Source organism: Nocardia kruczakiae NBRC 101016 (genome assembly GCF_001612965.1).
GTDB classification, from domain to species: Bacteria; Actinomycetota; Actinomycetes; order Mycobacteriales; family Mycobacteriaceae; genus Nocardia; species Nocardia kruczakiae.
The window spans coordinates 1-16,309 of the sequence record NZ_BDBL01000007.1 but is presented as its reverse complement, the minus strand read 5'-3'; the positions used below and the strand labels follow the sequence as shown (position 1 = coordinate 16,309).

Genomic DNA, 16,309 nt, shown 5'->3' with positions numbered 1-16,309 from the left:
CGGGGACGGGCGTCGGTGAAGTGCGGCGTTCAGCCGCCGTCGGCCGCGTTGTAGCGCTCCAGATAGGCGGCGAGCCGGGCGACGTCATGGTCGTCCCAGTCGCGGAAGCGTTCGTTCACCGCGGCACTGCGCGCCCGCTCCGAGTCGGCCGCGACGCGCCGGCCCTCCGGCGTGGCGTGCAGGACGTGGTTGCGGCGGTTGGCCGGGTCGACCTCCTTGACGAGGTAGCCCTGCTTCTCCAGCGCCGCTACCTGTCTGCTCATCGTGGACTTGTCGAGCACGAAATACTCGGCCAGTTCGGCGGCGAGGCAGCCGTCGCGCGCGATCACCAGATCGAGAATGCTGTAGGCCACCAGCGGGAGTTCCGGATGTAGTTCGGCGGCACGTCCGCGGGCCCGGCGGGCGAACGCCGTGAGCTCGCGCTGGATTGTCTGAATCGCCACACTGCGGGACGGGTATGGCTGCGACCCCTTCATGGTTGTATAGTACAACAAACGATAGTTGTATTTACCAACCTTTGGAGTGACGATCATGTCCCTGCACCAGCTTCGGCACATGGCCGGACATCTGCTGACCCCATTGCTGATGTGCCTGGGCATGGGCCTGGCCTACCTGGGCGCCTTCCACCAGCCCGAACCCAACCATGTGCAGGTCGCGATCGTCGGCGACAGCCCCGAGGTCAAGGTGATGGCACAGACGCTGAAGGACCGGGCCGGTGACGCGCTCGACGTCGTCACGATCACCGACCGCGCCGACGCCGTGGACCGGTTGCGCCACCGCGATCTGGCCGGCGCCTTCGTCCCCGACGCGCAATCGCCCGAACTGCTTGTCGCCGAGGCGAATTCGGATACCACCGCCATGGCCGTCGAGACGGTGTTCGGTGCCGTGACCGCCCAGCAGAATCTGCCGCTGCACACGACCGATATCGCGCCCACCGCCTCGGGCGACCCGACCGGGCAGGGCCTGTTCTTCGTCCTCGTCGCGCTCAGCATCGGTGCCTACGGCAGCGTCGCCGCGATCAGCGTCGCCGGCGCGGGAACCCGCATGGCCGTGCGGGCGCTGACCGCGGTGGCCACCTCGTTCGTCGTGAGTGTGATCGGCATCGTGCTGGCCGGACCGGTCTTCCACGTCGTCGACCACGACTACGCCTCGATCTGGGCGATGGGCTGGTTGTACGCCGCGGGCATCCTGTTCATCGGTATCGGCCTGCACCCATTCCTGAAGCGCTGGACCACACTCGCTGTGATGGTGCTGTTCGTGATGCTGAACTTCACCACCTCCGGCGGCATCTACCGCCCCGAACTGCAGAACGGCTTCTTCGGCGCCCTGCACTCGTTCTGGAACGGCGCGGGCTTCGTCGAGGGCGCCCGCAGCCTGCTCTACTTCGACGGCAACGGCGGCCTCGGCAGCCGGATCACCGGCCTGGCCCTGTGGTTCGCGGCCGGTGTGGTGCTGGTGCTGGTGGGCGGCGCCTACGAACGCCGCCGCGCCGCCGCGCAGTCCACGGCACATGTTCCGGCGCACGCGGCCATACCCGGCGCCGCGCACTCCGTGGCACACGCACCCGCCGCTCAGGCAGCCAGCGGAATCCCGGTCGAAACACCCCGCCCGCCCGAGAACGCCGCAGTCGGCGCAGATGTCGACGAGGACGCCGACGCCGAGGAGGAGATCGAACAGGCGGTGGGCGTCTGAGCTCGGGTCGCCGTGCGAGCAGGGCCGCGGCAGATCGCGATGCGGGACGCACTGACGTCGCGCAGTAGTCGACGCCCGGGCTGGTACGAGAACTCCCAGCCCGGGCAGTCGGCTCAGAAGAAGCGCCGGATCGCGTAGATGTCGAATTCGCTCAGCGGTGTCAATCCGATCGGCACGCCCGGTCCGTAGGCGTTGAGCAGCATGCCGCCGCCGGCGTAGATGCCCTCGTGCGAGCCGTCGGTATTCACGACGACCACATCGCCGGGCATCATGGCGCCGAACGGCACGGCGCTGCCCGCGGTGGCCTGTTCCCAGGTGGTGCGCGGCAGCATGATGCCGACCTGCCGGAACGCCCACTGCACGAGTCCGGAGCAGTCGTAGGCGTTGGGCCCGGTCCCGCCCCATTCATAGGGCTTGCCCGCCTGTGAGCCGGCAACACTGAGGGCGATCGACGCCCGCGGGCTGGGCAGCGGTAGCGCCGCCGAACCGCTGGCGCTGCCGGAGGCCGATCCGCTACCCGATCCGGAGCTGCTGCCCGAGTCGAGGGATCCGGAGGAACTGCCGGTGTCGGCCGGTGCGGCGGTGGCCGGACCGGCCCATATCGATACGGAGACGGCCGCGGCGATCGCGGCCAGAAGATAGCGGGTGTATCTGCGGCGCGAGGATCCGCGCACGGATGACGGTGCCATGTGCTCGCCCTTCGGTATGACATGCATCCACCACGGCATACCGACCGGCGATTACACAGCACACAGCATGGACTTGGGATGGCCGCTTCCCCACGGGCATCTCAGCCGGTCAACTACCTGGTAGTGCAGTTTCAACGGGGGTCGATCCGGGAAAAACACCTAAGCTCAACTAAAGAGTGACGGTTGCTGTGACATAGCTGTTTTAGCGCAAGTCACACGCACACCACAAGTACCAATCCGCAACCGTGATCCGTTCCGGCCCCACGGGACACACCCCAGGTCATGCCGGGAATCGCCGTGCCACACGCCGCGCTCGCGCCTGCCGCCACACCCGAGGGCGGCGTGTAACCCCCGTCTACCTGGGTATACGCGCGCCCGACCGGACAAGGATCGGACAATGCCGAACGAGCCCGGTCCGACCGAGCGGACCGGGCTCGTTTCGGGATTCGCGTGCTCAGGCCTTGGTGATCGCGGCGCGCACACCGCCGACCACATCGGCCGCCTCGGCGCCCGCGGGCGCGAAGCTGAGCTCGGTGGCGAGGATTTCCCCGGCGATGAGGTCGCGGTGCGTGCGTGCCCACTCCGCGCGCTCCTGCGGCACCTCCAGCACCACGGTGATGCGGTCGGAGACGTCGAGGCCCAGCGACTTGCGGGTCTCCTGCAGATCGCGGATCAGGTCGCGGGCCCAGCCCTCGGCCTCGAGTTCCTCGGTGACCTCCGAATTCAGCACCACCAGGCCGGCATTGCCGGGCAGGGCTGCGGTGGACTCGGGTTCGGCCGCCACCAGACGCTGGGTGTACTCCTCGGGCAGCAGTGCGATGCCGTCGTCGTGGCCGGCCACCAGCGCCGTGACCACGCCGTCGTCCTCGCGCCACTGGCCGGCCTTCACCGCCTTGATCACGCCCTGGACGTCCTTGCCCAGCCGCGGACCGGCGGCGCGGGCGTTGACGACCAATTCGAACCGGCCGTGCGCGGCCACTTCGGTGGTCAGGTCCACCTTCTTGACGTTGACCTCGTCGGCGACGAGATCGGCGAACGGACGCAGCCGCTCCGCATCGGGCGCGGCGATGGTGACCTCGGACAGCGGCAGCCGCACCCGCAGATTCTGCGCCTTGCGCAGGCTCAGCACCGTCGAGCACACCGACCGCACCTCGTCCATCGCCGACACCAGCTCCGGATCACGGGGCAGTTCGGTCTCGCCCGGCCAGTCGGTCAGATGCACCGACCGCTCCCCCGTCAGCCCGCGCCAGATCACCTCGGTGATCAGCGGCAGCAGCGGGGCGGCCAGCCGGCAGGTGACCTCCAGCACGGTGTGCAGGGTGTCGATCGCGTCGCGGTCCTCCTCCCAGAACCGCGAACGCGACCGGCGCACATACCAATTGGTGAGCGCGTCGGCGAACGAACGCAGTTCGTCGCAGGCGGTGGCGATGTCGTAGACCTCGAGCGCCTCGGTCATCACATCGCGGGCCGCGGCCAGTTTGGCGAGGATGTAGCGATCCAGCACATTGGCCGAATCCGTCCGCCACACACCGGGTTTCGAGGCGTAGAGCTGCAGGAACGTCCACGCGTTCCACAGCGGCCGCAGCGCGTGGCTCACCCCTTCGCGGATCCCGCGTTCGGTGACGATCAGGTTGCCGCCGCGCAGCACCGGCGACGCCATGAGGAACCAGCGCATGGCATCGGAGCCGTCGCGGTCGAACACCTCGTTGACGTCGGGGTAGTTGCCCTTGGACTTCGACATCTTCAATCCGTCGTCGCCGAGCACGATGCCGTGCGCCACCACGGATTTGAACGCCGGCCGGTCGAACAGTGCGGTCGAGAGGACGTGCAGGTTGTAGAACCACCCCCGCGTCTGCCCGTTGTACTCGACGATGAAATCGCCGGGACTGTGCGCTCGAGCAACGGACGTACCCGCAGTGTTCGATGTGACGGCTCCGCCGTCGAACCATTCCTTGTTCTCGAACGGGTAGTGCACCTGCGCGTACGGCATCGACCCCGACTCGAACCAGCAGTCGAGCACCTCGGGGGTACGCCGCATCGTCGACTTCCCGGTGGGGTCGTCGGGATTCGGGCGCACCAGCTCGTCGATGCCCGGGCGGTGCAGATCCGCCGGGCGCACGCCGAAGTCGCGTTCCAGCTCGTCCAGCGAGCCGTACACGTCGACGCGCGGGTAGGCCGGATCGTCGGAGATCCACACCGGGATCGGCGCACCCCAGTACCGGTTGCGGCTGATGTTCCAGTCGCGCGCGTTCTCCAGCCACTTGCCGAACTGGCCGTCGCGGATGTGCTCGGGCACCCAGGTGATCTGCTGGTTCAGCTCCACCATGCGGTCGCGGAACTTCGTGACCGCCACGAACCACGAGGGCACCGCCATGTAGATCAGCGGCTGACCGGAACGCCAGCTGTGCGGGTAGGAGTGCTCGATCGTCTCGTGCCGCAACAGCTTTCCGGCGGCCTTGAGGTCCTTGATGATGACCGGATTGGCGTCGAAGACCATCAGGCCCTCGTACGGCGGCACCATCGAGGTGAACTTGCCGCCGGCGTCGAGCGGTTGCACTACCTCGATGCCGTTGGCGGAGGCGACATCCATGTCCTCCTCACCGAACGCGGGCGCCAGATGCACCACGCCGGTTCCGGAGTCGGTGGTCACGTAGTCGGCGTTCAGCACCCGATGCGCGTTCGGGTGGCCGAGGAAGAAGTCGAACGGCGGCCGATAGCGCAGCCCCGCGAGCGCCGCGCCCGCATGCTCCGAGAGCACCTCGAGTCCGTCGTCGGCGGTGCCGAGTTCGCGGGCATAGTGCGAGACCCGCTCGGCGGCCAGCACGTACCGCTTGCCGTCCTTGCCGCGCACGTGGGCATAGGTGATGTCCGGGTGAACCGCGATCGCCAGGTTCGACGGCAGCGTCCACGGCGTGGTGGTCCAGATCAACGCGTTGGCGCCGTCGAGTTCGCGCAGCGGATGATCGGGGGCGACCTCGAGCAGCATGTCGACGGTGACCGCCGGATCCTGGCGCATCCGATAGGCGTCGTCGAGGCGCGCCTCCTGATTCGACAGCGGCGTCTGCTCGTACCAGCTGTAGGGCAGCACCCGGAAGCCTTGGTAGACAAGCCCTTTGTCGTGCAGCGACTTGAACGCCCACATCACCGACTCCATGAAGTCGAGATCGAGGGTCTTGTAGTCGTTGTCGAAGTCGACCCACCGTGCTTGGCGTGTCACATAGTCGCGCCACTCATTGGTGTAACGAAGCACAGAGGATTTACACGCGGCATTGAATTCCGCGAGGCCCATCGCGTCGATCTGTGATTTGTCCGTGATACCGAGTTGCTTCTCCGCTTCGATTTCCGCGGGCAATCCGTGTGTGTCCCAACCGAAGCGCCGTTCCACGCGCTTACCGCGCATCGTCTGGAACCGCGGAACCAAATCCTTCACATATCCGGTGAGCAGATGTCCGTAATGTGGCAAACCGTTGGCGAACGGCGGGCCGTCGTAGAAGACGAACTCGTCGCACCCCTCGGCACGGTTGTCGATGCTGGCACGGAAGGTGTCGTCGGCGGCCCAGTAGTCCAGCACCCGGCGCTCGAGCTCCGGGAACGACACGCTCGTGCCCTGCCGCGAGCCGGCATCCGCATCGGTGAAGTCGACGCGGGGATAGGCGTTGCGGGTGGATGTCTCGTCCGCCATGGCGGCTGTGGTCTCCCTCGTGCCAGTGCGCGCATTCGGCGCAGTCGGTGGGCACGGGGACGACCTCGGCGCCTGTGCGCCGCTGCCGCGGTACCACCCCGCTTGTCCGGGGCCGGATGTTCCGGCGGTGCGGACCTCTCGTTGCGAGCTGTGACGGGCTCACCCGTTCGGTTCTACTGGGCGCCTGCGGCGCCGTTCTTCCGAAGGCTCCCCGGTGATGGCCGGATCACTGCCGATCTACAGGTTTGATTGTAGCCAGTGCGGGCAACGTTATTTCCGTGCCCTGTTGCCGCCCTGCTCACCGCCCGCTCAGCGTTTGGCGTGGCGGCCGGGACGTGATTGCGGGCCTTCCTCGGGTTCACGCATGGCCAGCGCGCTGACCAGCAGCAGGACTGCACCGATCACGCAGACGACGATGCAACCCCACGCCCAGATCACCGATCCGGTGGTCAACGCCGTCACCAGCAGGGCGAAGCCGATCGCGGCAAGGACGAGCGTCAGAACGAGCATGGTCACCCCCTAGGCGGGCAGGGCGGGCCGCATCGCCCCGGAGGGGCCGGGCGGCTCGGCAGAACTACGACCACACAGCGGTATGCGACGCCTGACCCCATCGTATCGGCGGGGTGGCGGGCACCCGGGACGAGCTACTTGCCACCCTTGGCGAACGACGCCGGACCATGGCTGTTCGATACCGCCTCGAAGGCCTCGCCACCGTCGACCGGCACGGCCGAACCGCGGTTCTCCAGCTCCTCGAGCTGCGATTCCAGGTAGGACTTCAGCCGCACCCGGTACTCGCGCTCGAAGGTCTTCAGCTGCTCGATGCGGCTCTCCAGCACGCTGCGCTGCTGGGTGATGGTGGCCATGATCTCGGTGTGCTTGCGCTCGGCGTCGGCCTGCAGGGCGTCGGCCTTCTCCTTGGCCTGGCGAAGCTGGCTGTCGGAACGGGTCTGGGCGTCCGAGAGCAGCGAGTCGGCCTTCTGCCGCGCCTCGCCGACCATCGCGTCCGAGCGGGTCTGCGCTTCGCTGACCATTCGCTCGGAATTCGCCCGGGCGTTGGACAGCAGCTGTTCGGCCTCGGCCTTGGCGTCGGTGGTGAGCCGGTCGGCCATCTCCTGCGCCAGGCTCAGCACCTTCGCGGCCTGCAGGTTCGCATCCGCGGCGGAGTTGTCCTTGGGCGCCACCGGCGCGGGGGCCGGCACCGGCACCGGCGGCGCCACGGGCGCGGGCTTCGGCGGTTCCGGTTGCGGCGGAGCGGGTTTCACCGCCTGCGGCGCGGGACGCGACTTCTTGGCATCCGCCAATTCGGCATCCAGCTCAGCAACCCGCTGGCGCAGGTCCGCATTCTCCTCGATGAGGCGCGAGAGCTCCTGTTCGACCAAGTCGAGGAAGGCGTCGACTTCATCCTCGTTGTAGCCGCGCTTCCCGATCGGCGGTTTGCTGAACGCGACGTTGTGCACATCGGCTGGAGTCAGCGGCATGGAAGGATCCCTTCGCGCTTCGTACGGAGATCTAGCGTAGATCTTCTAGCAAGCTCTTCTTCTCGGCCCATTCTGTCACACCGGAGCTATCGGCTGCCCGAGCCTGCTGACGATGGACATCAGAATGAACACGATGAAAAGCAGGACCATAATCGACAGATCCAGTCGAATTCCTCCCAAGTTCACGGGAGGTATCAGGCGCCTCAACAGTTTCACCGGCGGATCGGTGATCGTGAAGATCGCCTCCAGAACGACGGCGACGAACCCCCGCGGATGCCAGTCGCGCGCAAAGCTGCGGATGAACTCGACGATCACTCGGCTGATCAGCAACAGCCAGAAGAGGAACAGGAGTACATACAGCACCTGAAACAAGGCCACCTGTCCACTTTGCCTCAGATTCGGTGTCCTGCAAACTCCCCGCGCCGTGCATTCGGCGTCGTTTCCCCCCGTCGCGGCTCACCCGACCGGGGCCGCCGCCGCGCGCGGCACCCGGTTCGGGGTTATTTCTGGTTGTAGAAGCCGTTTTCGGCGATGCGCCGGCGCTCCTCGGCCGATACATCGACATCCGACGGTGAGAGCAGGAACACCTTGGTGGCCACCTTGTCGAACGAACCACGCAGCGCGAACGCCAGTCCGGCGGCGAAATCGACCAGGCGGCGCGCGTCGGCGTTGCTCATCTCGACCAGGTCCATGATCACGGGCGTACCGTCACGGAAACGCTCGCCGATGATCGCGGCCTCGGCATAGGTGCGCGGACGCAGTGTCGTGATCTTGGACAACGGACCTCCGTCCTCGAAGACGGGGGTGCGGCGCGGAGCCGGCTCGAACCGGGCGCGCTCCTCCATCCGCCGCTCTTCCATCCGGCGTTCGGCCTCGGGATCGACCGCCAGCGCACCGTGCGTGGTGCCACGCACCATCGGAGTGCCGCCGCCGAGTCCGCGCGAGCGGCCCGACGGTGCGGATTCGATCCGGGTCGGGCGGCGCAGGGGCTCGTAGCGGTCGTCGGAGTAGGACTCGTCGGCGAACTCCGAGCGGCGCGGCACCGTGTAGCCGGGCTGATAGGGCGCCTTGTACGCCGGCTCCGGGTAGCCCGGATCGTCGGCGAAGCGGTCGTCGCCGAAACGCGAGCGCCCGGCGTCGTACGGATCGTCGTCGAAACGCGAGCGGCGCACGCCGCGGTCGTCCGCACCCAGCGGGCCGCGGTCGTCGATACCCCGAGGGCCACGGTCGTCGACGTAGTCGTCCTCGTATTCCTCGAGCGGGACCATGCCGAAGTAGGCCTTGAACCTGTGCAGCGTACTCATGCTCCCACCTCACTAACGCTGGGCTCCAGCACGAGCATGCTCGTGGCTGCGCTGATGTCTCGCTCGCTACGCTCGCTCATCCTGGTCGACCTTCCTACGGCCCCGACTGACCTGGGGTGTTGAAGTCCTGCTCAGTCCTCGTCAGCCCCAAGCATATGTTTCGAATGTGACTGATGAGGTTTCTTTGCTACTGCGAGGTTATCGGTCGGTCGCCCATGAGAGCAGTACCGACACGCACGCAGGTAGACCCGTGTCGAATGGCGACCTCGAGGTCGCCCGACATGCCCGCCGACAATTCGCTCGCACCCGGATGCGCGGCCAGCAGCGTGCGATGCAGACCGGCCAGTTCGGCGAACGCCGCATCCGGCTCCGCGCCCAGCGGCGGAATCGCCATCAGGCCCGCGAGCTGCAGATTCTCGGATTTCGCGACCTGATCGGCCAGCATCGGGAGATCGTCCGGGACGACGCCACCGCGCGCCGGATCGCGATCCAGGCTCACCTGCAGTAGCACGCGCAGCGGATCCGCGCGCGCTCCCTCCTCGCGTGCGGCCGCCGTGGCGGTGTCAAGGGCCCTCACCAGACGCTCCGAATCCACCGAGTGCACCGTATCGGCCCAGCGCACAACCGATTTCGCCTTGTTGCGCTGCAATCGGCCGATCATGTGCCAGCGCATCTGCGCCAGATGTCCTAATGAGGCCACCTTGGCGGAGGCCTCCTGTTCCCGCGATTCACCGAATTCCCGGCGCCCGAGCCGATACAGGATCTCCACGTCGGAGGCCGGGAAGTATTTGGTCACCGGCAGCAACCGGACGGTGGCACGATCGCGCCCGGCGGCGCGGCACGCGGCGTCGATGCGGTCTTCCAGGCGGGTGAGCGCGGCGGCGAGTCCGGCCTCGCGGGACTGCGGCGGGCCCGGCGCGGATTCGGTTGTGCCGAGTCCGGATTCGGGGTGGTTCACCGGTTCTCCTCCATCCAGATCACTCCGGCGATGCGGCCGGTGGGCGCGCCGCGGCGGTGGCTGAACAGGGTGGCGTCGGAGATGGTGGAGCGCGGATCGACCGCGACCGCGCCGACCCCGGCCGCTTCCAGTTGACGGCGGATTCCGGCTCGCAGATCCAGCCCGGGCGTACCGCGCCGGGTCGTGGTGGCGCTGCCGGGCAGATGGGCCTCGACGTCGTCGCGCATGGCGGCGGGCACCTCGTAATCCTCGCCACCGGCGGCCGGACCGAGGAAGGCGCCGATGCGATGCGGCTGGGCGCCGACCGAGATCATCGCCTCGAGGACCTTCGGCACGATTCCGATGCGGGCGCCGACGCGGCCGGCGTGCACCGCCGCGATGACCCCGGCCTCGTCGTCGGACATCAGCAGGGGGACGCAATCGGCGGTGAGCACCACCAGCGCGAGATTCGGCACGGTGGTGACGAGCGCGTCGGTCACCGGCACCGGTTCGGCGCGCGGACCGTCGACGATCTCGACGTTGCGGCTGTGCACCTGTTCCATCCAGACCAGGCGGCCGGGCGGCAGGCCGATGCCTTCGGCGAGACGTATCCTGTTGCGCCGCACCGCTTCCGGATCGTCGCCGACGTGGTCGCCCAGGTTGAACGAGTCGTAGGGCGCCGCCGAGAACCCACCGGCCCGCGTGGTCGTCACCCGTCGCGTCCGAACCGAAGCCTGTGTCATATCTCCGAGATTAATAGGCTGTGCCGGTCCGGAGTCGAGCGTGCCGCCGAGTGATCCGGAACGTAGGTGGCGGGGTGGCGGAACGGGGCACAGCGCGAGCATGCCCCGCGAAGTACCCACGGCGTGCGTGTTCATGCACCCGAGATTGCCGCCACCCACGGTGCCGTGTTCGCCACTGCCGGGCCCGGCGCCTCCGCTCGCGGTGTTCGTTCTCACACGCCGCTGCGCCGGAGACCGGCGGCGACGCCCCGGAGATCGACATCACACGAGCCGCCCGGCACAGGTCCACCGGAATTCCGGTGGCACACAGGGTTTCGATCGCCCCCACCGCACACGTCGCTGCCCCCTCCGAAACGTCGGAGGGGGCAGCGAGATCGGCGTGCTTACCGGCGCATGAAATCGGGGACGTCGACGTCGTCGGTGTCCTCGTCCGGCATCTGAATGTGCGAGCGGCTGTTGTGCGCGATGGTCGGCTCGGTGGCCGGGCGCGGTTCGTAGGACGGGGCCGGGCCGCGGGCCGGCGTCGGATCGGCCGGGCGCTCGGGCTCGGACTGACGGGTGCTGCCGAAATCACGGCGAGTGGTGGACTGGCCGATGTCACCGGCCCGGCCGGCACCGATATTCGTTCTGCCCGCCGGTTCGATGCGCCGGGCCGGGGTGCCACCGTCGAAGCCGGCGGCGATCACCGTGACCCGGACCTCGTCGCCGAGCGAATCGTCGATCACCGTGCCGAAGATGATGTTGGCCTCGATGTGCGCGGCCTCCTGCACCAGCGAGGCGGCCTCGTTGATCTCGAACAGACCGAGATCCGATCCACCGGCGATCGACAGCAGCACACCGTGCGCACCGTCCATCGACGCCTCCAGCAGCGGCGAATTGATCGCCGCCTCCGCGGCTTTCACGGATCGTCCCTCGCCGCGCGAGGAGCCGATGCCCATCAACGCCGAACCGGCGCCGGACATGACGCTCTTGACGTCGGCGAAGTCGACGTTGATCAGACCCGGGGTGGTGATCAGGTCGGTGATGCCCTGAACACCGTTGAGCAGCACCTCGTCGGCGGAGCGGAAGGCGTCCATCAGGCTCACCGCCGCATCGCCGAGCTGCAGCAGCCGGTCGTTCGGGATGACGATGAGGGTGTCGCAGGATTCGCGCAGCGCCTGGATACCGGCTTCGGCCTGGTTGCTGCGGCGCTTGCCCTCGAACGAGAACGGCCGCGTCACCACACCTATGGTCAGGGCGCCCAGCTTACGGGCGATCGAGGCGACCACGGGCGCACCACCAGTACCGGTGCCGCCGCCCTCACCGGCCGTCACGAAGACCATGTCGGCGCCCTTGAGCACCTCTTCGATCTCGTCCTTGTGGTCCTCGGCGGCCTTGCGGCCCACCTCGGGATCCGCGCCGGCGCCCAGACCGCGGGTGAGTTCGCGGCCGACGTCGAGCTTGACGTCCGCATCACTCATCAGCAGTGCCTGGGCGTCGGTGTTGACGGCGATGAACTCGACTCCCTTGAGTCCCTGTTCGATCATTCGGTTGACGGCGTTCACGCCGCCGCCGCCGATACCGACGACCTTGATCACTGCAAGGTAGTTGTGCGGGGGCGTCATGGGCTCTCGCCTTCCTTCGATCCAAAGCCTGTCGTTTTCGGAGTCTCGGCAGAGCGCCGATTCGAGGTCCCCGGTCCGCCCGGGTTTTCGCTCGAACAAACCCTAAAGCTGAACCATAGGGTTGGCGTTATGTCAAGTATCCGACTGGTGCGGAACGCTATTCGCACCCGTCGCGATCCGTGCGCAGGCGCGCCGACACGAGGGTCAGAATCTTGTGTGATCCGTCTCGTCCGAGCCCGTCGGGCATGGTACCGCGAACGGCCGCCACAGACATCGAGATCGAGTCTCGATCTCCGCGGGACCGCGGATTCACCGGCCCCGCCCGCGACCGCGGCACCCGGACGGGCCCAGGTGCCACGGCCATCACGCACGGCCATCGACTCCCGGCCGCCGGTCGAAAACCACAACGGCACAACGAGTGTCACTATCTTACCGTTACCAGATCGGGACTCGAAACGTCGAATACCGTTCCCGGGCGCGTCAGCACCGGAAGGACCACCGCGGCTTTGCGTTCCGAGTCGTCCGGACCGCCCCAGACCACCGTACGGTCGTCGCGCAGCTTCAGTTCGATATCCGAAACCGTCCGCGCCACAACCTCTCCCACCTGGGCGCGAAGCGCCGGCGGCGCGGCGTCGAGGACCGCGACCGCGGCCCGGGTCACCGGGTCGGCGCTACCGGGATGGTCGGTGACCAGTTTCGCGACGCCGGGCGGCGGCGGTTCGATCGCGAATTCGACGCTGTCGGCGTCGAGCAGATGCGGCCCCTGCGGACTGTCGAAGAACACGACGGCGGAGCGCTCGTCCACCGTGACCCGCACCGTGGACGGAAACACCCGCTGCACCCGTGCCGACCGCACCTTCGGCAGCGACGCCACCCGGCGCGCGATCGCGTCGGTATCGATGCGCAGCATCGAGCGGCCGTCGGGGATCTGCAGCACCGCGCGCACATCCTGTTCGGGCACCGTCGACACGCCCTCGACCTGCACGGTGCGCACCGACAGCGCGGGGGTGAAGTAGGCGACCACCAGCAGCACGATCGCCACGACCACGATCGGCGCGCCCCACAACAGAATCCGCCGCCACCCGCCGTCGAAGGGCAGCCGCGCGCGGGCCCCGCCCCGGTGGATGCGATCGTCGCCGTCGTCGCCGTCCGCAGCGGATTCGGCCTCGGCGTCCGGATCGATGTCCTCGATCGTCCCGCGGCGTGTCATCTCCACCTCCCTCTCCGGCCGGCACCGCCGGACGGGGGCGCCGTGCTCACCGACCCGTCGACGGGCGCACCCGCAGTCCGTCCAGAATCTGCCCGCCGAGCATCGTCACGTCGCCGGCGCCCATGGTGATCACCACATCGCCCGCGCGGGCCAGGCTCGCGGCCTGCCGGCCCACCCGCGACATATCAGGTTGGTAGTGCACGGGTTTGGTGACCGCCTGCGCCACCAGCGCGCCGTTGACCCCAGGCAGCGGCTTCTCGCGCGCGCCGTAAACGTCGAGGACCACGACCTCGTCGGCCAGCGACAGCGCCGCGCCGAACTCCTCGGCGAAGGTCGCCGTGCGGCTGTACAAATGCGGCTGGAACACCACGATCACCCGGCCCTGCCGGAAGCGAGCGCCGTCGGCCGCCTCCTGGCGGACCAGTTCGGCCGCCGCCCCCAGTACCGCACGCACCTCGGTCGGGTGGTGGGCGTAGTCGTCGAAGACGCGCACCCCGTTCTCGCGGCCCACGAACTGGAAGCGGCGGTGCACGCCACCGAATCCCTCCAGGCCCTGCAGGATTTCGTCCACATCGGCCCCGGCATCGCGGGCGGCGAGCAGCGCGGCGAGGGCGTTGAGGGCCATATGGCGGCCGGGCACCGACAGGCGCAGCGTGCGCGGGGCGGGTTCGTCGCCCAGTTGCACCGTGGCGACACCGCCCACGTCGCGCGGTTCCCAGCTCACCAGCCGCGCCTGCATCGGCACCGGCGCGTCGGCCGTCTCCGTCGAGCCGTAACCGGCCACCCGGATGTCGAGTTCCCCGGCCGCGACTCGGTCGGCGACCCGGCGAGCCAGCGCCAGCGAGCCGGGATCGTCCAGGCAGACCACGAGCAGTCCGCCGGAGACCAGCCGCGCCACGAAGTCGTCGAACACCTGGACGTAGGCCTCATCGGAGCCGAAGAAATCCAGATGATCGGACTCGATGTTGGTGACCACCGCGACGTCCGGATCGTATTGCAGCAGTGAGCCGTCCGACTCGTCGGCCTCGGCCACGAAATAACCGCCGGTGCCGTGATGCGCGTTCGTCCCGGCCTCGTTCAGCTCACCGCCGACGGCGAACGAGGGATCGAAGCCGCAGTGCTGTAACGCCACGACCAGCATCGAGGTGGTGGAGGTCTTGCCGTGGGTGCCCGACACCAGCAGGGTGTGGTGACCGCGCATCAGTTCGGCGAGGACCGTGGGCCGCATCAGCACCGGCACGCCGCGCCGATTCGCCTCGACCAGTTCGGGATTCGTCTTCGGGATGGCGGCGTAGGTGGTCACGACCGCGCTCGGGCCGCCCTCCAGCAGATCCAGCGCACTCGCGTCGTGGCCGATGCGGACCTGGGCCCCGCGCGCCCGCAACGCCAGCACGCCGCGGCTCTCCTTGGCGTCCGAGCCCGACACCTCGCCGCCGCGAGCGAGCAGAATCCGCGCGATGCCCGACATGCCGGCACCACCGATGCCGACCATGTGGACCCGTCGCAACAACTCCGGCAGTTCGGCGGGGGCCTGCCCGGTGTGGTTCACCGGGTCCGCGGCTCCCACTTCGGCCGTCTCGTTTCCTCCGGTCACCGTCCGGTCACCTCCAGCACGATTCGCGCCACCGTGTCCGCGGCGTCGCGATGTCCGGCACCGGCGGCGGCGACCGACATGTTCGTCAGCGCGGCGGGGTCGGTGAGCAGCGCGATCACCTCGTCCATCACATACTTCGGCGTCATCTCCGCATCGGCGACGATTCTGCCACCGCCCTGCGCGACGATCGGGCGGGCGTTGAACTCCTGTTCGCCGTTGCCGTGCGGCAGCGGCACGTAGAACGCCGGCAGACCGACCGCCGAAACCTCGGCCACGGTCATCGCGCCCGAGCGGCACACCGTGGCATCGGCGGCGGCATAGGCCAGATCCATCCGCGACAGATACGGCACCGCAACGTATTTCGCGCCGTCGCGGCCGGATTCTGTGTCGATGCCGTCCAGATCGAGCGTGTTCTTGGGTCCGTGCGCGTGCAGCACCGAGATACCCGCCGCCAGCAGTTGCGCGGCCGCGCCGGACACCGCCTCGTTCAACCGGCGCGCGCCCTGGGAGCCGCCGAAGACCAGCAGAACCGGACCCTGCTGCGGCAGACCGAAGTGCTCCCGCGCCCGCTCCCGCAGTCCGGCCCGGTCCAGGGTGGCGATCGAGGCGCGCACCGGAATCCCGACTACCTCGGCATCGGCGCGCCCGCGAGCGTGCACACCCGAATTCGGCACGGCGGCGAGCACTCGCGCCGCACGCCGGGCGCCGACCTTGTTCGCGATCCCCGCCTTCACATTGGCCTCGTGCACCACCAGCGGCACCCGGCGCGCGCGCCGCAGCACTCCCCCGCCGGCCGCGAGGTAGGCGGGCACCGAGACGTAGCCGCCGAAACCGATGATCACATCGGCCTCGACCGCGTCGATCACCGCGCGTGTCCGCGCCACCGCGGCGCGGACCCGGCCGGGCAGGCGCAGCAGATCGGCGGTGGGTTTACGCGGCAGCGGGACCGGCGGAATCAGCTCCAGCGGATAGCCGCGTTCGGGAATCAGCGTCGTCTCCAGCCCGCGCTGGGTGCCCAGTGCGGTGATCCGGATCGAGGGATCCAGCCGGCGCAGCGCGTCCGCGACCGCCATCGCGGGTTCGATATGCCCGGCCGTGCCCCCGCCGGCGACGATCACCGAGAGCGTCCGTTGCCCGGAACCCGTCGTGCCGCCGCTCTCGCCGGTTGTCACCTCGAATTACCTCGTTCTCTCGCATGTGTCATCGGATAGCTGGGCTCCCAGGCCCGGGTGGTGCGCCACGACGACGCTCCGCGTGCCTCCCGCCGTCCGGCGTCGGCGCTGCGTCGTCGTGCCGAATCCGAATCTATCGACCGCCGCGGGATCGCCGCACTCCCACCCCGCGTCGCAGCGGCCCCGCGGGACGCGCCCGCGCCG

14 protein-coding genes are annotated in these 16,309 nt (G+C 68.6%); 1 reads left to right on the top strand and 13 read right to left on the bottom strand.

Translation table 11 applies throughout. The annotated features are described in order from the left end of the window. Window positions 1-29 precede the first annotated feature (29 nt). Window positions 30-476, bottom strand: coding sequence for a MarR family winged helix-turn-helix transcriptional regulator (locus tag NK1_RS07175; RefSeq protein ID WP_051024506.1), 447 nt, complete (start codon window positions 474-476; stop codon window positions 30-32). A gap of 55 nt (window positions 477-531) precedes the next feature. Here NK1_RS07175 and NK1_RS07170 point away from each other — a divergent pair, with 55 nt between their 5' ends. Continuing rightward, window positions 532-1,692: an ABC transporter permease gene (locus tag NK1_RS07170; RefSeq protein WP_063007901.1), complete on the top strand. Its 1,161-nt coding sequence runs from the start codon at window positions 532-534 to the stop codon at window positions 1,690-1,692. Window positions 1,693-1,805: 113 nt separating this feature from the next. On the opposite strand, the gene NK1_RS07165 is transcribed toward NK1_RS07170, so the two are convergent. The 12 genes from NK1_RS07165 to murG form a co-directional block, all read right to left on the bottom strand. Then, window positions 1,806-2,381 carry a C40 family peptidase gene (locus NK1_RS07165; RefSeq protein ID WP_084460680.1) on the bottom strand — a complete coding sequence of 192 codons (576 nt, stop codon included), beginning with the start codon at window positions 2,379-2,381 and terminating at the stop codon, window positions 1,806-1,808. Window positions 2,382-2,835: 454 nt separating this feature from the next. Then, window positions 2,836-6,063: an isoleucine--tRNA ligase gene (ileS, locus tag NK1_RS07160; protein ID WP_063007781.1), complete on the bottom strand. Its 3,228-nt coding sequence runs from the start codon at window positions 6,061-6,063 to the stop codon at window positions 2,836-2,838. Window positions 6,064-6,372: 309 nt separating this feature from the next. Continuing rightward, window positions 6,373-6,573: a hypothetical protein gene (locus tag NK1_RS07155; RefSeq protein WP_036500385.1), complete on the bottom strand. Its 201-nt coding sequence runs from the start codon at window positions 6,571-6,573 to the stop codon at window positions 6,373-6,375. A gap of 134 nt (window positions 6,574-6,707) precedes the next feature. Beyond that, window positions 6,708-7,541 carry a DivIVA-like cell division protein Wag31 gene (gene wag31 / locus NK1_RS07150; RefSeq protein WP_039777427.1) on the bottom strand — a complete coding sequence of 278 codons (834 nt, stop codon included), beginning with the start codon at window positions 7,539-7,541 and terminating at the stop codon, window positions 6,708-6,710. Window positions 7,542-7,616: 75 nt separating this feature from the next. Continuing rightward, the gene (locus tag NK1_RS07145) at window positions 7,617-7,919 is read right to left on the bottom strand and encodes a YggT family protein (protein ID WP_025348651.1); all 303 of its coding nucleotides are present in this window, start codon (window positions 7,917-7,919) and stop codon (window positions 7,617-7,619) included. A gap of 122 nt (window positions 7,920-8,041) precedes the next feature. Then, window positions 8,042-8,845, bottom strand: a complete 804-nt coding sequence (locus tag NK1_RS07140; protein ID WP_036500371.1) for a cell division protein SepF — start codon at window positions 8,843-8,845, stop codon at window positions 8,042-8,044. Between the two features lie 187 nt (window positions 8,846-9,032). After that, window positions 9,033-9,803, bottom strand: a complete 771-nt coding sequence (locus NK1_RS07135) for a YggS family pyridoxal phosphate-dependent enzyme (protein WP_084460660.1) — start codon at window positions 9,801-9,803, stop codon at window positions 9,033-9,035. Next, complete coding sequence (gene pgeF, locus NK1_RS07130; RefSeq protein ID WP_036500366.1) at window positions 9,800-10,525, bottom strand: peptidoglycan editing factor PgeF; 726 nt, start codon at window positions 10,523-10,525, stop codon at window positions 9,800-9,802. The genes NK1_RS07135 and pgeF overlap by 4 nt, the downstream gene beginning before the upstream one ends. A 383-nt stretch (window positions 10,526-10,908) precedes the next feature. Further along, window positions 10,909-12,129: a cell division protein FtsZ gene (gene ftsZ, locus NK1_RS07125; protein ID WP_062999062.1), complete on the bottom strand. Its 1,221-nt coding sequence runs from the start codon at window positions 12,127-12,129 to the stop codon at window positions 10,909-10,911. Window positions 12,130-12,553: 424 nt separating this feature from the next. Continuing rightward, window positions 12,554-13,339, bottom strand: a complete 786-nt coding sequence (locus NK1_RS07120) for a cell division protein FtsQ/DivIB (RefSeq protein ID WP_084460679.1) — start codon at window positions 13,337-13,339, stop codon at window positions 12,554-12,556. A 46-nt stretch (window positions 13,340-13,385) separates the two neighbouring features. Next, window positions 13,386-14,831 carry a UDP-N-acetylmuramate--L-alanine ligase gene (gene murC / locus NK1_RS07115; RefSeq protein ID WP_063007897.1) on the bottom strand — a complete coding sequence of 482 codons (1,446 nt, stop codon included), beginning with the start codon at window positions 14,829-14,831 and terminating at the stop codon, window positions 13,386-13,388. A 98-nt stretch (window positions 14,832-14,929) separates the two neighbouring features. Beyond that, window positions 14,930-16,105, bottom strand: coding sequence for an undecaprenyldiphospho-muramoylpentapeptide beta-N-acetylglucosaminyltransferase (gene murG / locus NK1_RS07110; protein WP_063007780.1), 1,176 nt, complete (start codon window positions 16,103-16,105; stop codon window positions 14,930-14,932). Between the last annotated feature and the right edge of the window lie 204 nt (window positions 16,106-16,309).